The sequence below is a fragment of the Streptomyces sp. F001 genome (genome assembly GCF_004187715.1).
Classification (GTDB): Bacteria; Actinomycetota; Actinomycetes; order Streptomycetales; family Streptomycetaceae; genus Streptomyces; species Streptomyces flavusporus.
The window spans coordinates 30,000-49,217 of the sequence record NZ_QZWF01000008.1; the positions used below are offsets into that span (position 1 = coordinate 30,000).

Annotated in this window: 13 protein-coding genes and 1 pseudogene; 8 read left to right on the forward strand and 6 right to left on the reverse strand. The window is 70.4% G+C overall.

All coding sequences use genetic code 11. The annotated features are described in order from the left end of the window. Positions 1-76 precede the first annotated feature (76 nt). From StrepF001_RS26500 to StrepF001_RS26515, 4 genes are all read right to left on the reverse strand, one after another. On the reverse strand, positions 77-1,741 hold the full coding sequence (locus StrepF001_RS26500) for a glycoside hydrolase family 13 protein (protein ID WP_129800741.1): 1,665 nt from the start codon (positions 1,739-1,741) through the stop codon (positions 77-79). Positions 1,742-1,881: 140 nt separating this feature from the next. Continuing rightward, positions 1,882-2,790 carry a sugar ABC transporter permease gene (locus StrepF001_RS26505; protein WP_129800742.1) on the reverse strand — a complete coding sequence of 303 codons (909 nt, stop codon included), beginning with the start codon at positions 2,788-2,790 and terminating at the stop codon, positions 1,882-1,884. A 13-nt stretch (positions 2,791-2,803) separates the two neighbouring features. Next, positions 2,804-3,808 carry a sugar ABC transporter permease gene (locus StrepF001_RS26510; RefSeq protein ID WP_129800743.1) on the reverse strand — a complete coding sequence of 335 codons (1,005 nt, stop codon included), beginning with the start codon at positions 3,806-3,808 and terminating at the stop codon, positions 2,804-2,806. Between the two features lie 109 nt (positions 3,809-3,917). Beyond that, complete coding sequence (locus StrepF001_RS26515; RefSeq protein ID WP_129800744.1) at positions 3,918-5,186, reverse strand: extracellular solute-binding protein; 1,269 nt, start codon at positions 5,184-5,186, stop codon at positions 3,918-3,920. A 380-nt stretch (positions 5,187-5,566) separates the two neighbouring features. Here StrepF001_RS26515 and StrepF001_RS26520 point away from each other — a divergent pair, with 380 nt between their 5' ends. Beyond that, a complete protein-coding gene (locus StrepF001_RS26520; protein WP_129800745.1) occupies positions 5,567-6,601 on the forward strand; it encodes a LacI family DNA-binding transcriptional regulator in 1,035 nt (344 codons plus the stop codon). A 131-nt stretch (positions 6,602-6,732) separates the two neighbouring features. Next, on the forward strand, positions 6,733-7,689 hold the full coding sequence (locus StrepF001_RS26525) for a phosphatase PAP2 family protein (RefSeq protein WP_129800746.1): 957 nt from the start codon (positions 6,733-6,735) through the stop codon (positions 7,687-7,689). Here StrepF001_RS26525 and StrepF001_RS26530 read toward each other — a convergent pair. Next, positions 7,677-10,670 (reverse strand): bifunctional [glutamine synthetase] adenylyltransferase/[glutamine synthetase]-adenylyl-L-tyrosine phosphorylase, encoded by a 2,994-nt coding sequence (locus StrepF001_RS26530; RefSeq protein WP_129800747.1) that lies wholly within the window; start codon positions 10,668-10,670, stop codon positions 7,677-7,679. The genes StrepF001_RS26525 and StrepF001_RS26530 overlap by 13 nt on opposite strands. Before the next feature lie 124 nt (positions 10,671-10,794). Here StrepF001_RS26530 and StrepF001_RS26535 point away from each other — a divergent pair, with 124 nt between their 5' ends. From StrepF001_RS26535 to StrepF001_RS26545, 3 genes and pseudogenes are all read left to right on the forward strand, one after another. Further along, positions 10,795-11,340 (forward strand): pyridoxamine 5'-phosphate oxidase family protein, encoded by a 546-nt coding sequence (locus tag StrepF001_RS26535; RefSeq protein WP_129800748.1) that lies wholly within the window; start codon positions 10,795-10,797, stop codon positions 11,338-11,340. Beyond that, positions 11,319-11,762 carry a VOC family protein gene (locus StrepF001_RS26540; protein WP_129800749.1) on the forward strand — a complete coding sequence of 148 codons (444 nt, stop codon included), beginning with the start codon at positions 11,319-11,321 and terminating at the stop codon, positions 11,760-11,762. Before StrepF001_RS26535 ends, StrepF001_RS26540 begins: the two co-directional genes overlap by 22 nt. Positions 11,763-12,043: 281 nt before the next feature. Continuing rightward, a pseudogene (locus StrepF001_RS26545) lies at positions 12,044-14,127 on the forward strand (SpoIIE family protein phosphatase). A gap of 182 nt (positions 14,128-14,309) precedes the next feature. Here the strand turns inward: StrepF001_RS26545 and glnA are convergent. Next, positions 14,310-15,671 (reverse strand): type I glutamate--ammonia ligase, encoded by a 1,362-nt coding sequence (glnA, locus tag StrepF001_RS26550; RefSeq protein WP_129800750.1) that lies wholly within the window; start codon positions 15,669-15,671, stop codon positions 14,310-14,312. 333 nt (positions 15,672-16,004) lie between these two features. Between glnA and StrepF001_RS26555 the strand changes: the two genes are divergently transcribed. From StrepF001_RS26555 to StrepF001_RS26565, 3 genes are all read left to right on the forward strand, one after another. Further along, entirely contained in the window at positions 16,005-16,670 is a 666-nt protein-coding gene (locus tag StrepF001_RS26555; RefSeq protein WP_129800751.1) for a DUF3105 domain-containing protein, read from the forward strand. Further along, positions 16,667-17,293: a DUF305 domain-containing protein gene (locus StrepF001_RS26560; RefSeq protein WP_129800752.1), complete on the forward strand. Its 627-nt coding sequence runs from the start codon at positions 16,667-16,669 to the stop codon at positions 17,291-17,293. The genes StrepF001_RS26555 and StrepF001_RS26560 overlap by 4 nt, the downstream gene beginning before the upstream one ends. A 70-nt stretch (positions 17,294-17,363) precedes the next feature. After that, on the forward strand, positions 17,364-19,118 hold the full coding sequence (locus StrepF001_RS26565) for an NAD+ synthase (protein WP_129800753.1): 1,755 nt from the start codon (positions 17,364-17,366) through the stop codon (positions 19,116-19,118). Positions 19,119-19,218: the final 100 nt, after the last annotated feature.

A 19,218-nucleotide genomic window follows, 5' to 3' on the forward strand; every position in this document is an offset into this window, starting at 1 on the left:
CGAAAGGGCAGCGGGCCGTACGAACTTCAATGAAAAATCTTGCGACGGGCCGTCAGGACCGGCCCGGCCGCGGCCGTCAGGCGGTCGTGCACCACACCGTCGTGTCGGCGGGCACCTTCACCTCGCCGTCCGCCTCGGACACCTCATCGCTGGCCAGCAGCAGCCGGCCGTGCGCCGGAGCGGTCACCGACTCCCCGGTGGTGTTCGCGACGCACACGAACTCCCCGCGCCGGAAGGCGAGGACGCCCTCGGGCGCCTTCAGCCACTCGACCACATCGCCCGCGCCGAGGTCGGACTGGGCACGGCGCACGGCGAGCGCGGTGCGGTACAGCTCCAGCGTCGAACCCGGCACCCCCTGCTGCGCCTCGACGCTCAGCTCGCCCCACCCGTCCGGCTGGGGCAGCCAGCTGCCGCCGCTGCCGAAGCCGTACGACGATCCCGTGCGTGTCCAGGGGATCGGCACCCGGCAGCCGTCGCGGAAGCCGTCCTGGCCCGCGCCGCGGAAGTACGCGGGGTCCTGGCGCACCTCGTCGGGCAGGTCGACGACGTCCGGCAGGCCGAGTTCCTCGCCCTGGTAGATGTACGCCGAGCCGGGCAGGGCCAGCATCAGCAGGGTGGCGGCCCGGGCCCGCTTCAGGCCCAGTTCGCGGTCGCCGGCCGTACGGATCTGGGTGCCGAGGCCGGGCGGGTTGGCGAAGCGGGTGGCGTGCCGGGTGACGTCGTGGTTGGACAGGACCCAGGTGGCGGGGGCGCCGACGGGGCGCATCGCCTCCAGGGTGCGGTCGATGACGGTGCGCAGTTCCTTCGCGTCCCAGTCGGTGCTCAGGTACTGGAAGTTGAAGGCCTGGTGCAGTTCGTCGGGGCGGACGTAGTGGGCGGTGCGCTCGACGGTGGGGGTCCAGGCCTCGGCGACGAAGATGCGCTCGCCCGCGTACTCGTCCAGGATCGTGCGCCACTGGCGGTAGATGGCGTGCACGCCGTCCTGGTCGAAGAACGGCATGACATCGTTGCCCAGCAGCTTCACCTGGTCGTGGGAGCCCAGGTCCGGCAGGCCCTCGGCCTTGACCAGGCCGTGGGCGACGTCGATACGGAAGCCGTCCACGCCCATGTCGAGCCAGAACCGCAGGATGGAGCGGAACTCGTCCCCGACCGCCGGGTGCTCCCAGTTGAAGTCGGGCTGCTCCGGTGCGAAGAGGTGCAGGTACCACTCGCCGTCCGGGACGCGGGTCCACGCCGGACCGCCGAAGATGGACTCCCAGTCGTTGGGCGGGAGTTCGCCGTTCTTGCCCTTGCCGGGACGGAAGTGGTAGCGGTCGCGCAGCGGGGAGCCGGGGCCCTCCCGGAGCGCCCGCTTGAACCATTCGTGCTGGTCGGAGGAGTGGTTCGGGACGAGGTCGACGATGATGCGCAGGCCCAGCTCATGGGCGTCGCGGATCAGCGAGTCCGCGTCGAGCAGCGAGCCGAACATGGGGTCGACGGCCCGGTAGTCGGCGACGTCGTAGCCGGCGTCGGCCTGCGGCGAGGCGTAGAAGGGGCTGAGCCACACGGCGTCCACGCCGAGGTCGCGCAGGTACGGGAGTCGGGAGCGTACGCCGTCCAGGTCGCCCATGCCGTCGCCGTTGCTGTCGGCGAAGCTGCGCGGATAGACCTGGTAGATCACCGCGTCGCGCCACCAGTCGCGGCGCTTGGTGACGGTGGCGACAGCGGAGGTTTCGGCCGGGTCGGCGGAGTGCTGGCTCATGGCGTCCTATACGTAACGGAGGTCGGGTCATCTGGCGTGCGGGGTGGGCGGCGGGTGACGAGGCGGCCGCGGTGCCGGCGGGGTCGGAAGGACACCGCGGCCGCCACCCGCGCGGACAGGGCGCGGGAGTCGGAGCGGGCTCAGCCCTTGGTTCCGCCGGCGGTGAGGCCGGTCACCAGGTTCTTCTGTACGAGGTAGAAGAACGCGGACACCGGTATGGCGATCAGCACCGCGGTCGCGGCCATCAGGTTGCGCTGGGCGTCGTGCTCGCTGACGAAGCTCTGCAGACCGACGGCGAAGGTGTACTTCTCGTCGTCCAGCAGGAACGTCGTGGCGAAGGCGACCTCACCGAAGGCGGTGATGAAGCTGTAGAAGGCCGCCACCGCGAGGCCCGGCCGGGCGAGCGGCAGGATCAGGCGCAGGAAGGTGCCGAAGGGGGACAGTCCGTCGACGCGGCCGGCCTCGTCTATCTCGAAGGGGATGGTGTCGAAGTAGCCCTTCATCAGCCAGGCGCAGTACGGCACGGCGGTGGAGCAGTAGACCAGGATCAGGCCGAGGTAGGTGTCGATGAGCTGGAGCTCCGACAGGATCTGGTACATCGGCACCATCAGGACGGCCACCGGGAACATCTGGGTGACCAGCAGCACCCACATGAACTTCTTGTACCCGGGAAAGCGCATGCGGGAGACCGCGTAGCCGGTGGTGGCGGCGATGAGGACGCCGATGACCGTGGTGCCGAGGGAGACGACCAGCGAGCTCTTCAGCCAGTCGAAGAAGTTCGTCTCCTGGAGCACGAAGGAGTAGTTGTCGAAGGTCATCTTCGACCAGATGCGCTCGGGGTGGAGGTAGTCGTCCTTGTCCGGGCCGAGGGACAGGAAGACCAGCCAGGCGATCGGGAACAGCGCGATCAGGCTCGCGACGGTCAGGATGCCGTGCGAGGTGAGGGTCCCGAGAAGGCTGCGCTCTCCGCGCCGGCGCGTTCTGCCGGGCGCGGCGGGGGCGGGGGCCTGGTCCGCGGTGGCGGACTTCTGAACGGTCGTGGTGCTCATGGGGACTCCTGCCTCAGATCGCGAGCTGCTGCTCATTGCGGTTCAGCCAGCGGCGGTAGAAGGAGGTGAAGACGATCAGGATGGCCAGCAGCAGGATGCCGTAGGCGGCGGACTGAGCGAAGTCACGCGGCTGCTGTCCGAAGCCCAGGTAATACGCCCAGGTGACAAGAATCTGGGCGTCCGGCGCAGTGTTGCCGAAGAGCAGGAAGATCACGGCGAACTGGTTGAAGGTCCAGATCACGCCGAGCAGGACGACGGTGGAGCTGACCGACCTCAGGCCCGGCAGGGTGACGTACCGGAACCGCTGCCAGGCGTTCGCGCCGTCCATCTCGGCGGCCTCGTACAGCGTGGAGTCGATCGACTGCAGCCCGCCGAGCAGCGAGACCATCATGAACGGCACACCGCACCAGGTGTTGACCATGATCGCGGCGAACCGCTGCCAGAAGGTGTCCTCCAGCCACTGCGGCGTCGGCAGGTGCAGGGCCTCCAGGCCGGAGTTGAGGATGCCGCCGTCGGCGAGCATGAAACGCCAGCCGAAGACGGTGACGAAGGTGGGCACGGCCCAGGGCAGGACCAGGATCAGCCGGTAGAAGGTCCGGCCGCGCAGCTTCTGGTTGAGCAGCAGGGCGAGGCCGAGACCGATGGTGTAGTGCAGAGCGACACAGGCGGCCGTCCACACGATCGTCCAGATGAAGTGCGACCAGAAACGGTCGTAGGCGGTCTCGCCCCACAGGATGTCGGCGTAGTTGTCGAAGCCGATGAACTTGTAGGTGGCCTCGATCTCGTTGACGCCGATGGTGCGGGCCGTGTTGAGGCTGTTGGCGTCGGTGAGGGTGAGATAGAAGCCGTACGCCAGCGGATACAGCACGAGGACGCCCAGCACGAGGACCACGGGGGCGATCATCGCGTAGGCGTACCAGTACTTCTGGTAGCTGCGCCTCAGGCGCTGGACCGGACCGGGCCAGGGCCCGCGGTCACCGAGGCGCTTTCCGGTCGCTCGATCGATGGCGACTGTCATGGTTCGACAACCTTTGTGAGGGTCTGCAGATCAGGGGGTACGGCGCACAGGCCGACGGCCGCCGGATCCTTCCCCCCATGAGTCAGGAGGATCCGACGGCCGGTCGGGGTCACTTGCTGAAGTCCGGAACCAGCTTGGCGATCGAGGTCTCGGCGCTGGCGAGCCCCTCGTCCAGGGACTTCTTGCCGCCGGCGACAGCGAGCAGCTCGTCGTCGAGCGGGCCCCACAGCGAGCCGTACTCGGGCAGTGCCGGGCGCGGCTGGGCGGCGGCCAGGACGCCCTGGTAGCCGGCGATGCCCGGGTCGGCCTTGACCTCGGCGGTGTAGGCGTCGTCACGCGTGGGGAGCGTGTTGTTCTTCAGGGCGATGGTCTCCTGGGCCTTCGCCGAGGTCATGAAGTTCACGAACTTCAGCGCGGCCTGCTGGTGCGCCTCGTCGGAGCCGGCGTAGACGGAGAGGTTGTGGCCGCCGGTCGGGGCGCCCGCCTTGCCGGTGGAGCCGGCCGGGACGGTGGCGATCCCGAGGTTCTCCTTGTCCTTGAACGCGGAGCCCTTGTAGAAGTTGGTGATCTCCCAGGGGCCCTGGATGATCGAGGCGACCTTGCCGTTGACGAACGCGTCCTGGATGTGGGCGTAGGCGTCGGCGGTGGTGTCGGCCTTGTGCAGGCCCTTGCCGTCGAAGAGGTCCAGCCAGGTGCCGTACGCCTTCTTGGCCTCGGGCGAGTTCACGGTGATCTTCTTGGCGTCGGCGTCGACGGTGTCGGTGCCCTCGCCGTAGAGGAAGGACTGGGCGTAGTAGGACTGGGTGGTGCCCCAGTAGCCGTCGACGCCGGTCTTGTCCTTGATGGTGGCGGCGGCCTTCTTCAGGTCGTCCCAGGTCTTCGGGGCCTCGACACCGGCCTTCTCGAAGAGGTCCTTGTTGTAGACCAGCGCGAGGGTGTCCGTGGTGAAGGGGACGCCGTAGGTCTTGCCCTCGTACTGGGCCTGCTCGATCAGGCTGGGCTGGAACTTGCCCTCCTCGGCGAGGGCCTCGGTGCCGTCCAGCGGCAGGAAGAAGCCCTTCTTGGCGAAGGCGGGGGTCCAGCCGACCTCGGAGCGCAGCACGTCCGGGGCACCCTTGGAGCCGGCGGCCGTGTCGAACTTGTTCTGCGCCTGGTCGAAGGGCACGTTGACGTACTTGACCTTGATGTCCTTGTTGGCGGCCTCGAACTCCTTGACCAAGGCCTGGTACGTCGGCGCCTCATTCGTGGCGTTGGAAGTGTCCCACCAGGTGATGGTGACCGGACCGTCGGCCGAGTCTCCGCTGTCGTCTCCGCCGCAGGCCGTCGCCGCGAGGGCGAGGGACGCCACCAGCGCGGTGGCCGCTATGCCACGCCGCATGAGTTCTCCTTGAGGGTGAAAGCCCGAGTGCTCAGGATGCGGTCCCGTCTACCGCCCCTGTCGACTTGCCGACTGCGCCGTTGCGGCCGCCGGGCGACGTGAACGTAACAGCGATGTAAGCGTTGCGAAAGACCTTGCAGAAAAAAAGTGCAAGGCATCACCGAAGTTATCCGCGCGTGACCTGCCGTCGACCGCTGTGAGACCGTTGTTCTACGGGGTTGAGCGGGCACGGACCGTGTTGTGCAAGACTCTGCAAGCTCTTGCCATCCGTTTCACGAAGGGACGCCATGCCGCAGCAACCCGCAGCGCGCCGGTCGACCGCCCGCACCCGGCGTCCGATTGGTGTGCAAGGCGACATACGGCCGGTACAGTCCAGTGCCGTGACCACACGGCTTGCCGACATCGCTGCTCAGGCGGGGGTGAGCGAAGCGACCGTCAGCCGCGTCCTCAACGGGAAGCCGGGCGTCGCCGCCACCACCCGCCAGTCCGTGCTGGCCGCGCTGGACGTCCTCGGCTACGAGCGTCCGGTACGGCTGCGGCAGCGCAGCGCCGGTCTGGTGGGCCTGATCACCCCGGAACTGGAGAACCCGATATTCCCTGCCCTGGCGCAGGTCATCGGTCAGGCGCTGACCCGGCAGGGCTACACCCCGGTCCTCGCCACCCAGACCCCCGGCGGCTCGACCGAGGACGAGCTCACGGAGATGCTCGTCGACCGCGGCGTCGCCGGCATCATCTACGTCTCCGGCCTCCATGCGGACACCACCGCCGACATGCAGCGCTACGAGCAGCTGCGCGCCCAGGGCGTGCCGTTCGTACTGGTCGACGGCTTCTCCCCCAAGGTGCAGGCGCCGTTCATCTCGCCCGACGACCGGGCGGCGATGACCCTGGCCGTCACGCATCTGGCGTCGCTGGGCCACACCCGGATCGGCCTGGCGCTCGGCCCGAAGCGTTTCGTTCCGGTGCAACGGAAGATCGAGGGTTTTGTCCGGGCGATGCAGGACCAGCTGGGCCTCAGCCCGCAGACCGTCGAGACGGACCTCATCCAGCACTCCCTCTACACCCTCGAGGGCGGTCAGGCAGCCGCCACGGCACTGATCGGCCGGGACTGCACGGCGGTGGTGTGCGCCAGCGACATGATGGCGCTCGGTGCCATACGAGCGGCCCGGCAGCTCGGCCTGGACGTCCCGAAGGACATCTCGGTCGTGGGCTTCGACGACTCCCCCCTGATCGCCTTCACCGACCCGCCCCTGACCACGGTCCGCAAGCCGGTCCCGGCGATGGGTCAGGCTGCGGTGCGCACGCTGCTGGAGGAGATCGGCGGGACGCCGGCGCCGCACAGCGAGTTCGTGTTCATGCCGGAGTTGGTGGTGCGCGGTTCGACCGCTTCGGCCCCTGGGGACCGGAATCGTCCGTAAGGCGGAGAACCGGTCGCTACCGCTAGTGCACGGGTACGAGTCGCCTGCCTCTTCCCGTCGTAGAACGTGCGTCCTGAACCCGACCAGGGGATGATCGGAGCCGGAAATCTTTTCTGGCAGACTCTGTGCCCATGGGTGACACGACCGTGACGACACAGGAAGGCCGGGAAAGAGTCCTTCCGCATCCCGTCGCGGACGAAACCGGGCGGGGCATCCTGCACCGGCTGCGCGCACCGCGCCGACCCCGCCTGTGGTTCGAGATCCTGCTGATCGCGGTGAGTTACTGGACGTACTCGCTGATCCGCAACGCGGTCCCGGAGCAGAAGGCCGAAGCGCTGCGCAACGCCGACTGGATCTGGAAGGCCGAGCAACAGCTCGGTATCGCCGTGGAGCAGTCCGTCAATCATGCCGCCAACTCGGTGACCTGGCTCATCGTCAGCATGAACTACTACTACGCGACGCTGCACTTCGTGGTGACGCTGGGCGTGCTGGTGTGGCTGTACCGCAGCCATCCCGGGCGTTACGCGGCGACGCGGCTGGTCCTCTTCGCGACGACGGGCGTGGCCCTGGTCGGTTACTACCTGTATCCGCTGGCGCCGCCGCGGTTGATGAACAGCGCCGACTTCATCGACACCGTCATGGTCCATCAGACCTGGGGTTCGATGGCCTCCGGCGACCTGAAGAACATGTCCAACCAGTACGCCGCGATGCCGTCCATGCACATCGGCTGGTCCGTGTGGAGCGGGCTGACGATCTTCGCGCTGGCGACGGTTCCGTGGGTGCGGGTGCTGGGGCTGCTGTACCCGGCGCTCACCCTGGTGGTGATCGTCGCCACCGCCAACCACTTCTGGCTCGACGCCGTCGGCGGCATCCTGTGCCTCGGCTTCGGCTACGCGCTGGCGCGGGTGTGGTACGGATCATGGCCGTACGCGCTGCCGCGCCGGGTCGCGAGCGGATCGGGGGGCTCCCGGCGGGCGGGCCCGGACGATTCGCGGTCGGCGGGTCCGGACGACTCCCGGCCGGCGGGCCCGGGTGACTCCCGGCCGCAAGAGGTGCCCGGCCCCCGCACCCGGGCTCACGCCCCGTAGAACAGCTCCTCCACCACGCCCCGCGCCCTGCGTGCCGTACGCCGGTACGCGTCCAGCATGTCGCCCACGTGGCCCGGCCCGTACCCCAGGTAGCGGCCGACCGCGGCCAGTTCACGGGGGTCCGAGGGGAAGGTGTCCCCGGCGCGTCCGCGGACCAGCATCACGGCGTTACGCACCCGGGTGGCCAGCACCCACGCCTCGTCGAGGGTCGCCGCGTCCTCGGCGGACACCAGGCCGGCCTCGCGCGCGGCTGCCAGAGCCTGGCGGGTGCGGGTCGTGCGCAGCCCCGATTCCTGCCACCCGTGCCGCATCTGCAGCAACTGCACGGTCCACTCCACGTCGGACAGCCCGCCCGGCCCGATCTTGGTGTGCAGCTTGGGGTCGGCGCCCCGGGGCAACCGTTCCGACTCCATTCGCGCCTTGAGCCGCCGGATCTCCCGTACGGCCTCCTCCGACAGCCCCTGCTCCGGATACCGCAGCGGATCGATCAGCTCGATGAACCGGCGCCCCAGGTCCTCGTCGCCGGCCACCGGTTCGGCCCGCAGCAGCGCCTGCGACTCCCAGACCAGGGACCAGCGGCGGTAGTACGCCTCGTACGACTTCAGCGTCCGCACCAGCGGTCCCGACTTGCCCTCGGGCCGCAGGTCCGCGTCGATCAGCAGCGGCGGGTCGGAGCTCGGGACCTGCAGCAGGCGGCGCATCTCGGCGACGACCCGGCCCGCGGCCTCGGCTGCCTCCCGTTCGCCGACCCCCTCCTGCGGCTCGTGCACGAACAGCACGTCCGCGTCGGAGCCGTAGCCCAGCTCGTGCCCGCCGAACCGGCCCATGCCGATCACCGCGAACCGGGTCGGCAGGGTGTCGCCCCAGCTCTCCCGGACCACAGCCCGCAGCGTCCCGGCCAGCGTCGCCGCCGTCAGGTCGGACACCGCGCCGCCGACCCGGTCCACCAGCGCCCCCTGGTCGGCCTCGACCGGCTGGGCCTCGGTGCCGTAGGAGCCGACGATGTCGGCGGCGGCGATACGGAACAGCTCCCGGCGCCGTACCCCACGGGCCGCGGTGACCGCCTGCTCACCGCCCTCGGCCCGGCCGACGGCCGCGAGGATCTCCTGCTCCAGGTGGGCCCGCGACCGGGGCTGAAGTCCCCCGCCGTCGCTGTCGCCGAGCAGCGCCACGGCCTCCGGGGCCCGCATCAGCAGATCGGGGGCGAGCCGGCCGGCGGACAGCACCCGGGCGAGGTTCTCCGCCGCCGCACCCTCGTCCCGCAGCAGCCGCAGATACCAGGGCGTCTTGCCCAACGCGTCCGACACCTTGCGGAAGTTGAGCAGGCCGGCGTCCGGGTCGGCGGAGTCCGCGAACCAGCCGAGCAGCACGGGAAGCAGGGTGCGCTGGATCGCGGCCTTGCGGGTGACGCCGGAAGCCAGCGCCTCCAGGTGGCGCAGGGCGGCGGCCGGGTCGGCGTAGCCCAGCGCGACCAGCCGTGCGCGGGCCGCCTCGGGGCTCAACCGGGCCTCGCCGGGGGCGAGTTGGGCGACCGCGTCGAGCAGCGGCCGGTAGAAGATCTTCTCGTGCAGGCGTCGCACGACGGCGGCGTGCCGCTTCCACTCCCGGTTCAGCTCGCCGACCGGGTCCGTGCGCAGGCCGAGGGAGCGGCCGAGGCGCCGCTGGTCGGCCTCGTCCTCGGGGACGAGGTGGGTACGGCGCAGCCGGTAGAGCTGGATGCGGTGCTCCATGGAGCGCAGGAAGCGGTACGCGGCCTCCAGTTGCGCGGCGTCCGCCCGCCCCACGTACCCGCCCGCGGCCAGCGCCTGCAACGCAGCCAGCGTCGTCCCGCTCCGGAGCGAGACATCCGCCCGCCCGTGCACCAACTGCAGCAGCTGTACGGCGAACTCGACGTCCCGCAGGCCGCCCGGGCCCAGCTTCAGTTCGCGCTCGACCTCGGCGACGGGGATGTTCTCGACGACCCTCCGACGCATCTTCTGCACATCGGCGACGAAGTTCTCGCGCTCGGCGGCCTGCCACACCAGCGGCTCGAGGGCGGTGACGTACTCCTCGCCGAGTTCGATGTCACCGGCGACCGGGCGGGCCTTGAGCAGGGCCTGGAACTCCCAGGTCTTGGCCCAGCGTTGGTAGTAGGCGAGGTGGCTGCTGAGGGTGCGGACCAGCGGTCCGTTGCGGCCCTCGGGGCGGAGATTGGCGTCGACGGGCCAGATGGAACCCTCGACGGTGGTCTCGGAGCAGATCCGCATCATGTGCGAGGCGAGCCGGGTCGCGGCACGCAGCGCCTTGCCCTCGTCGGCTCCTTCGACGGCCTCGCCGACGAAGATGACGTCGACGTCGGAGACGTAGTTCAGCTCGTGGCCGCCGCACTTGCCCATCGCGATGACGGCGAGCCGGCACAGCGCGGCGTCGTCGGGCGCAGCGGCGCGGGCGATGCCGAGGGCGGCGCGCAGGGTGGCGGTGGCCAGGTCGGCGAGCTCGGCCGCGGTCTGGGCGACGTCGATCGTGCCGCACACGTCCCGCGCGGCGATGGACAGCAGACAGCGCCGGTAGGCGACGCGCAGGGTGACGGGGTCGGTGGCCTCGGCCAGGCCCCGCTCGAACTCCGCCACTCCGGGGTGCAGGTCCCGCGGCTCGTAGGTGACGAGGGCCTGCCAGTCGCCGGCGTGCCGGGCGAGGTGGTCGGCGAGGGCGGCCGAGGCGCCGAGCACACCGAGGAGACGGTCGCGCAGCGGCTTGGACGCGGTCAGGGTGTCGAGCAGTTCACGGCGTGCGGTGGGGGCGGGCTGGGCCTCCAGCAGGCGTACCAGACCGTGCAGGGCCAGGTCCGGGTCGGCGGTGGCGCCCAGCGCCTCCAGCAGCACCGGGTCGTCGCGCAGGCCTGCGAGCTCTGCTGCGGACAGGAGCCGCTCGGCGGCGGCGGGATCGGTGAAGCCGTGCCGCAGCAGCCGCGTGAAGGTACTGCTTCTGCGCCCCGGCGTCATCCTCGCCCTCCCGTCCAGGTCAACGTGGTACGAGCCGAGCCTAACCGGACTGCCCGCGTGGGGCGCCGATGAGTTCCGCGGGCGTACGGGGTCTGCCCTGTCGAGGACCTTCAGGAGGCAGCTCATGATCGCCAAGCAACCACAGACCCGTCTCGACCAGCGCTACAGCGGCGAGGCGGCCACCGCGACCCCCTGGTCGGAGGCCGAGGCGCTGCTCGCCGGGTCCGAGCTGTTCTGGATCTCGACGGTACGCCCCGACGGGCGGCCCCATGTGGCCCCTCTGCTCGCCGTCTGGTCGGACGGCCGGCTGCACTTCTGTACCGGCCCCGAGGAGCGCAAGGCCCAGAACCTCGCCGCGAACCCGCACGTCGTGCTCACCACCGGCACCAACACCTGGAACAAGGGATACGACCTGGTGGTCGAGGGCGAGGCGGTGCGGATCACCGACGACGCCCGGCTGTGCGAGCTGGCCGCCGCGTGGGAGGCGAAGTACGGCAGCGTCTGGCACTTCGACGTGGCGGACGGCTGCTTCCGGCACGGTGCGGGACACGCCTACGTCTACTCGGTGGCGCCGCGCACGGTTTTCGGCTTCGGTAAGGGAGAGCCGTTCAGCCAGACCCGTTGGCGATTCAACTTGGAGGAACAGCAATGGACTTCACGCTCGAAGTGATTCCGCTGCCCGTGACCGACATCGACCGGGCGCGCGACTTCTACCGGGACCGAGTGGGCTTCCACGTCGACATCGACCAGGAAGTCATGCCGGGCATGCGCATCGTCCAGCTGACGCCTCCGGGCTCGGGCTGTTCGATCGCGCTCGGCGACAGCATCTGGGACCTGACCAAGGGCGAGACAAAGCCCGAGCCCGGCTCCTACCAGGGCCTTCAGCTCTGCGTCGCCGACATCAAGGCGGCCCGCGCGGAACTGGTCGAACGGGGCCTGGAGATCTCCGAGCCGGTCCAGTACTCCCCCGACGACGGCGCGACGTTCATGTACTTCAAGGACCCCGACGGCAACGGCTGGTCGATCCAGGAGTACCGCCGCAGGGCCACGGAGCCCCTGCACCAGGTGCTGGCGGAGTTGAAGCAGCAGTAGGGAGACGCGTGGCGCAGGGGTGCCGTGTCCGGGCACCCCGGGTCCAGGCACCCCTTGCACGAGGGGCAGCAGGCCTCGCGGTCGCGTGACATGTCGGCTGTCGGGGCTACCTTCTCGCCAGGGTGTCGCTCCTGTGCGGTGGGCGTATTGTCCGCATATGTGTGGTACTCGGTGCGGCCAGGGCGGTGCGCCGTCGCAGGAGCGGTCGGTACGGCCCGGGGGAAGGTGAGAGCGTGCAGGACCCTGCCGGCTTCGTCGCTGCCGCGAGCTTCGGCCCGGAGCTGGTGGCCCTCGCTCTGGCCCGGGTCGTCTCGGAGACCGACGCGTCTGCGGGCTTTGTGTATCTGCTGCCGCCGGGCGAGTGGGTGCTGCGGCTGGCGGTGCTCAGCGGGGACTCACCGGAGCTCATCGCCCCGTGGGCGCAGGTGCGGCTCACCGCCCCGGTCCCGGTGGCCGACGCGGTGCGCGAGCGGCGCCTGGTGTGGCTCGGCAGCCAGGAAGAGCTGGCGCGCTGCTACCCGCAGTCCGCGCTCGTGCTGCCCTACCACTTGGCGGTGGCCGCCGCACCGATCACCACCGACACCACCGTGTGGGGCGGCCTGGTGCTGCGGTGGCCCGGCTCGCACCCGCCGCAGCTGCCCCCGCAGGAGCGCGATGCGCTCTTTGCCTGCTGCCACCGCCTGGGTCTGCTCCTGCAGCAGGCCACCGACGGTGGCCACCCGGTGCTGCCCGAGCCCGAGCCACGAGTGGTCCCCCCGCTGCGCTCCCGCACCCCCGAGCCGGTCCGGGAGACGGCCGCGGCCGACTTCGCCGAGCGCCTGCCCGGAGGCTGCTGCGCGCTGAACACGGAGGGCCGGATCACCTTCCTCACCTCCGCCGCCGCCGACCTCCTCGGAGCCGACGTCCCCGGCCTGTTGGGCGCCCGGCCCTGGGAGGCCCTGCCGTGGCTGGACGACCCGGTCGTCGAAGACCGCTACCGGGCCGCGGTCTTCAGCCGCCAGCCCACCTCCTTCACCGTCCTGCGCCCACCGGACCACTGGCTGTTCTTCCGCCTCTACCCGGACCCATCCGGTATCAGCGTCCGCATCACCCCCACCGCCACGGCCCATGGCCCGGACGCTTCAGGGGTGCTGCACCCCGCTGCCCCCGACGTCCCGGGCCGGACGACCGCGCTCTACCACCTGCTGCACCTGGCGGCCACGCTCACCGAGGCCGTCGGGGTGCGGGACGTGGTCGACCGGGTCGCCGACCAGCTCCTGCCCGCCTTCGGCGCCCAGGCCCTCGCCCTGATGACGACGCAGGAGGGCCGGCTGCGGATCATCGGCTACCGCGGCTATGCCGCCGAGCTCATGGATCGTTTCGACGCCCTCCCCCTGACCTCGGACACCCCCGCCGTGCACGTCCTGACCACCGGCATCCCCAGCTTCTTCGCCACCTTCGAGGACCTCAAACGCGCCTATCCCCCCGCCGTCCGGCAGGACGAGATGGGCGCCTGGGCCTTTCTGCCCCTGATCACCTCCGCCGCCCGTCGGCTCGCTGGTACTCGCCTACGCCCGGCCCCACCCCTTCGCCCCGGAGGAACGGGCCATCCTCACCTCCACCGCCGGACTGGTCGCCCAGGCTCTGGACCGGGCCCACCTCTACGACGCCAAACACCAGCTCGCCCACAGCTTGCAGACCGCCCTGCTGCCCAGGCCCTCCCCGCATCCCCGGCCTGGACGTGGCCGCCCGCTACCTCCCCACCGCCCGCGGCATCGACATCGGCGGCGACTTCTACGACCTCATTTGCCTCGACGAGGCGACCGCCGCCGCGGCCATCGGCGACGTCCAGGGCCACAACGTGAACGCCGCCGCCCTCATGGGGCAGGTCCGCACCGCCGTCCACGCCACCGCCGGCGCACCCCCCGGCGAGGTCCTGGCCCGCACCAACCGTCTGCTCACCGACCTGGACCCCGGCCTGTTCACCAGCTGCCTCTACGCCCACCTCGACCTGGCGCGCCACCGCGCCCACCTGGCCAGCGCCGGCCACCCCCCGCCGCTGCTGTGCTACCCCGACGGGCACACCGAGGTCCTCGACCTGCCGCCCGGACTCCTGCTGGGCATCGATCCGGCCGCCGACTACCCGACGACCGATATCCCCCTGCCACCCGGCGCCGTGCTCGCCCTGTACACCGACGGCCTCGTCGAAACCCCCGGCACCGACCTCGGCGAGGCCATCGCCGGCCTCGCCGACCAGCTCGCCCAGTCCCGGGGGCACAGCATGGACGCCCTCGCCGAGATCCTCGTCCACCACGCCCAGCGGTCGGCATCCCACGGCGACGACATCGCCCTGCTCCTCATCCATCCGCACCAGGACGGCGGCTGACACCCAGTGACCCGCCCAGCCCTCGAGGACGACTGACGGCGCCGTGTCAGCGCGTTGCGTCGACACCCAGGAGTCCTCAGGGCGTTGAGTCAGTACAGGGCCGGTGAGACGGCTCAGGGCCGACGGTTCGAGACCGTCGGCCCTGGATGCCGCGCACGCGGGATACCCGCGTTGACCTGCGCCTACAGCACCGGAAGGTTCTTGCGCAGCTCGAAGGCGGTCACCTCGGAGCGGTACTCGTACCACTCCTGCCGCTTGTTGCGCAGGAAGAAGTCGAAGACGTGCTCACCCAGCGTCTCGGCGACCAGATCGCTGCGCTCCATGAGTCCGAGCGCCTCCCCCAGGTTCTGCGGCAGCGGCTCGATCCCCATCGCCCGCCGCTCGGCATCGGACAGCGCCCACACGTCGTCCTCGGCGCCCGGCGGCAGTTCGTAGCCCTCCTCGATGCCCTTGAGACCGGCGGCGAGGAGCACGGCGTACGCCAGGTACGGGTTCGCGCCGGCGTCCAGCGACCGCACCTCGACCCGCGCGGACCCGGTCTTCCCCGGCTTGTACATCGGCACCCGGACCAGCGCCGACCGGTTGTTGTGCCCCCAGCAGATGTACGAGGGCGCCTCACCGCCCGCGCCGGCCGTGCGCTCGGAGCCGCCCCAGATGCGCTTGTAGGAGTTCACCCACTGGTTGGTGACCGCCGAGATCTCCGCAGCGTGCCGCAGCAGGCCCGCGATGAAGGAGCGGCCGACCTTGGACAGCTGGTACTCGGCGCCGGACTCGTAGAACGCGTTCCGGTCGCCCTCGAACAGCGACAGGTGTGTGTGCATACCGGAGCCCGGGTGCTCGGAGAACGGCTTCGGCATGAAGGTCGCCTGCAGGTTCTGCTCGAGGGCCACCTGCTTCATGACCAGGCGGAACGTCATGACGTTGTCCGCGGTGGACAGCGCGTCCGCGTACCGGAGGTCGATCTCCTGCTGGCCCGGCGCGCCCTCGTGGTGGGAGAACTCGACGGAGATGCCCATCGACTCCAGCATGGTGATCGCCTGGCGGCGGAAGTCCATGCCGACGTTGGTCGGGGTGTGGTCGAAGTAGCCGGAGTTGTCGGCGGGGGTGGGCACCGAGCCGTCGACCGGCTTGTTCTTCAGCAGGAAGAACTCGATCTCCGGGTGGGTGTAGAAGGTGAAGCCGAGGTCGGAGGCGCGGGCGAGGGCGCGCTTGAGGACGTAGCGCGGGTCGGCGAAGGAGGGGGAGCCGTCCGGCATGAGGATGTCGCAGAACATCCGGGCCGTGCCCGGGGTCTCCGCGCGCCAGGGCAGGATCTGGAACGTCGACGGATCGGGCTTGGCGATCATGTCGGACTCGTACACCCGGGCGAAGCCCTCGATGGCGGAGCCGTCGAAGCCGATGCCCTCGTCGAAGGCCTGCTCCAGTTCGGCCGGGGCCACGGCCACGGACTTGAGGAAACCCAGCACGTCCGTGAACCACAGGCGTACGAACCGGATGTCGCGCTCCTCCAACGTCCGGAGCACGAACTCCTGCTGCTTGTCCATCTTCCGCTTCCCCATCCTTGCTGGTCAGGCCGCCTGTCTCCCGCACCACGGGAGGCGGTCGGGCACCTGAGCATCCCACCACAACACCATTTCATGCGCGTTGCAGACCTTGATCGCCCGGCCGACCCCGGCCTGAACGCCTCGCGTACGGCAGGTGTACGGCTGTGCTGCCCATCTTGCCTGCTCGCACCGACATCCGTAATGCCCGTCCGGAGGCCACCGGGACCGGGCCGTTCGCGGTCCGTTCCGGCGCCCTCCCCTACGACTCGGCCCACCTCCCCCATTACGATCAGCCCACCCGACTTCCTCCCGTTCCCCAGAAGGGCCGGCCCCATGGGTTCCGCCAAGAACAAGAGCAGTGCGGCGCGCGCGGCGCGCATAGAGGAGATGCGGCGCGCGGAGCGTGCCCGTGAGCGGCGCAACCGGATCCTCACGATCTCGGCCAGTGTGGTGGTCATCGCCGGTCTCGTCGTCGGTGGCGTGGTCCTGGTCCAGTCGCAGTCCGACGACTCCGACACGGCGGCGAGCGACGCGAAGGCCACCGGCAAGTTCGTCACGGGCGCGGACGGCGTCAGGACGTGGGAGGGCGACCTGGCCCGCAACCACGTCACCAAGGCCGTGTCGTACCCGGTGGAGCCCCCGGTCGGCGGCGACCACCACCAGGTGTGGATGAACTGCAACGGCGACGTCTACACCGAGGAGATCCCCAACGTGAACGCCGTGCACTCGCTGGAGCACGGCGCGGTCTGGGTGACGTACACGAGCAAGGCCGCCGAGGACGACGTGGAGGCGCTGGCGGCGAAGGTGAAGAAGACGCCGTACACGCTGATGAGCCCGGACGAGAAGCAGCAGGACCCGATCATGCTGACGGCGTGGGGCCACCAGCGGACGGTGACCGGCGCGGACGACCCGAACGTCGACAAGTTCCTCGCGAAGTACGTCCAGGGTGAGCAGACTCCCGAGCCGGGGGCCGCCTGCACGGGCGGGCTGTCGAAGTGAGGCGTGCGCGGGCCGGCTGGATCGCGGGGGCCGCGGCGGCGCTGCTCGTCGCGGTCGGCGGGATCACGTACGCGGTCGCCGGGGACGGCGGCTCGGACGCCGCCGCGCCGGCCGCCGACTCCGCGGACGCCGGGTTCGCGCGCGACATGGCGGTGCACCACCAGCAGGCCGTGGAGATGTCGTACATCGTGCGCGATCGCACCGACGACGAGGAGGTGCGGCTGCTGGCGTACGACATCGCGCAGACGCAGGCCAACCAGCGCGGCATGCTGCTGGGCTGGCTGGACCTGTGGGGGCTGCCGAAGGTGTCGGCGCAGCCGATGGCCTGGATGGGCATGGGCGGCATGGCGTCCGGCGAGGACGGGGCGCTGATGCCGGGGATGGCGACCAACACCGAGATGAAGCGGCTGGGGCAGCTCGACGGACGGCAGGCCGAGGTCTTCTTCCTGCAGCTCATGACGGACCATCACCGGGGTGGCGTCCACATGGCGGAGAGCTGTGTCGACAAGTGCACGGTCGGCGCGGAGAAGCGGCTGGCGCAGGGCATGGTCGACGCCCAGGAGTCGGAGATCCGGCTCATGGCGGACCTGCTGAAGGAGCGGGGCGCGAAGCCGCGGCCGTAGTGCCGTGGGAGTGCCGTGGCCCACACCGGCCGCCACCCCATCGCGTCGCTCTGACGATTACACTGGGCCCGTGCCTCAACTACGTCTCGCCCTGAACCAGATCGACTCGCGCGTCGGCGACCTCGCCGGGAACACGGAGACGATCCTTCGCCGGACCCGGCACTCCGCCGAGCAGGGAGCGCATCTCGTGGCGTTCCCGGAGATGGTGCTGACCGGGTATCCCGTCGAGGACCTGGCCCTGCGTTCCTCCTTCGTCGAGGCGTCTCGCGCGGCCCTGCGCTCGCTCGCCGCCCGGCTCGCCGAGGAGGGCTTCGGCCGGCTGCCGGTGATCGTCGGCTATCTCGACCGCAGCGAGACCGCCCAGCCGAAGTACGGCCAGCCGGCCGGCGCCCCGCAGAACGCGGGGGCGGTGCTGTACGGCGGCGAGGTGGCGCTCACCTATGCCAAGCACCACCTGCCGAACTACGGCGTCTTCGACGAGTTCCGGTACTTCGTCCCCGGCGACACCATGCCGGTCGTGCGGGTGCACGGCATCGACGTGGCGCTGGCCATCTGCGAGGACCTGTGGCAGGACGGCGGCCGGGTACCGGCGGCACGGTCCGCCCAGGCCGGGCTGCTGCTGTCCATCAACGCCTCGCCGTACGAGCGCGACAAGGACGACACCCGCCTCGAGCTGGTGCGCAAGCGCGCCCAGGAGGCCGGCTGCACCACCGCCTACCTCGCCATGATCGGCGGGCAGGACGAGCTGGTCTTCGACGGCGACTCGATCGTCGTGGACCGGGACGGGGCGGTCGTGGCCCGGGCGCCACAGTTCGCCGAGGGCTGCGTGGTGCTCGACCTGGACCTGCCCGCGGCCTCCCCGGACGCCCCGACGGGCGTGGTGGACGACGGGCTGCGCATCGACCGGCTGGTGCTGTCCGAGGAGCCCCTGCCGGCGTACGAGCCGACGCAGACGGGCGGATACGCCGAGCGCCTCGACGACGACGAGGAGGTGTACTCGGCGCTGGTGGTGGGCCTGCGGGCGTATGTCGCGAAGAACGGCTTCACGTCGGTCCTGATCGGCCTGTCCGGCGGCATCGACTCGGCGCTGGTCGCGGCGATCGCGTGCGACGCGGTCGGCGCGCAGAACGTGTACGGCGTGTCCATGCCGTCGAAGTACTCCTCCGACCACTCCAAGGGCGACGCGGCGGAGCTGGCCCGGCGTACGGGCCTGAACTTCCGGACCGTCCCGATCGAGCCGATGTTCGACGCGTACATGGGGTCGCTGGGCCTGACCGGGCTGGCGGAGGAGAACCTCCAGGCACGGTTGCGCGGCACGACGCTGATGGCGATCTCGAACCAGGAGGGCCACATCGTCCTGGCCCCCGGCAACAAGTCGGAGCTTGCGGTCGGCTACTCGACCCTGTACGGCGACGCGGTGGGTGCGTACGGCCCCATCAAGGACGTCTACAAGACGTCGGTCTTCCGCCTGGCCAAGTGGCGCAACAAGGCGGCCGAGGAGCGGGGCCAGACCCCGCCCATCCCGGAGGCTTCCATCACCAAGCCGCCGAGCGCGGAGCTGCGGCCGGGGCAGGTCGACACCGACTCCCTGCCGGACTATCCCGTCCTGGACGCGATTCTCGAGCGGTACGTCGACCGGGACGAGGGCGCCGACACGATCGTCGCCGCCGGTTTCGACCCCGCGCTGGTCACCAAGACCCTGCGCATGGTCGACACCGCCGAGTACAAGCGGCGCCAGTACCCGCCGGGCACGAAGATCTCCCCCAAGGGCTTCGGCAAGGACCGACGGCTGCCGATCACCAACGGGTGGCGGGAGACGGCGTGAGCTTTCTCAGCCCCTTGATGGTCCCCCCCTCTGGGGGAGTTTGAGGAGCGGGGATCCAGGGGGCAGAGCCCCCTGGCGGGGTCGAAGGGGCGGAGCCCCT

Coding starts and splice junctions, on each gene's coding strand:
- StrepF001_RS26500 (WP_129800741.1), bottom strand. CDS start 1,741: ATGAGCCAGCACTCCGCCGACCCGGCCGAAACCTCCGCTGTCGCCACC.
- StrepF001_RS26505 (WP_129800742.1), bottom strand. CDS start 2,790: ATGAGCACCACGACCGTTCAGAAGTCCGCCACCGCGGACCAGGCCCCC.
- StrepF001_RS26510 (WP_129800743.1), bottom strand. CDS start 3,808: ATGACAGTCGCCATCGATCGAGCGACCGGAAAGCGCCTCGGTGACCGC.
- StrepF001_RS26515 (WP_129800744.1), bottom strand. CDS start 5,186: ATGCGGCGTGGCATAGCGGCCACCGCGCTGGTGGCGTCCCTCGCCCTC.
- StrepF001_RS26525 (WP_129800746.1), top strand. CDS start 6,733: ATGGGTGACACGACCGTGACGACACAGGAAGGCCGGGAAAGAGTCCTT.
- StrepF001_RS26530 (WP_129800747.1), bottom strand. CDS start 10,670: ATGACGCCGGGGCGCAGAAGCAGTACCTTCACGCGGCTGCTGCGGCAC.
- StrepF001_RS26535 (WP_129800748.1), top strand. CDS start 10,795: ATGATCGCCAAGCAACCACAGACCCGTCTCGACCAGCGCTACAGCGGC.
- StrepF001_RS26540 (WP_129800749.1), top strand. CDS start 11,319: ATGGACTTCACGCTCGAAGTGATTCCGCTGCCCGTGACCGACATCGAC.
- glnA (WP_129800750.1), bottom strand. CDS start 15,671: ATGGACAAGCAGCAGGAGTTCGTGCTCCGGACGTTGGAGGAGCGCGAC.
- StrepF001_RS26555 (WP_129800751.1), top strand. CDS start 16,005: ATGGGTTCCGCCAAGAACAAGAGCAGTGCGGCGCGCGCGGCGCGCATA.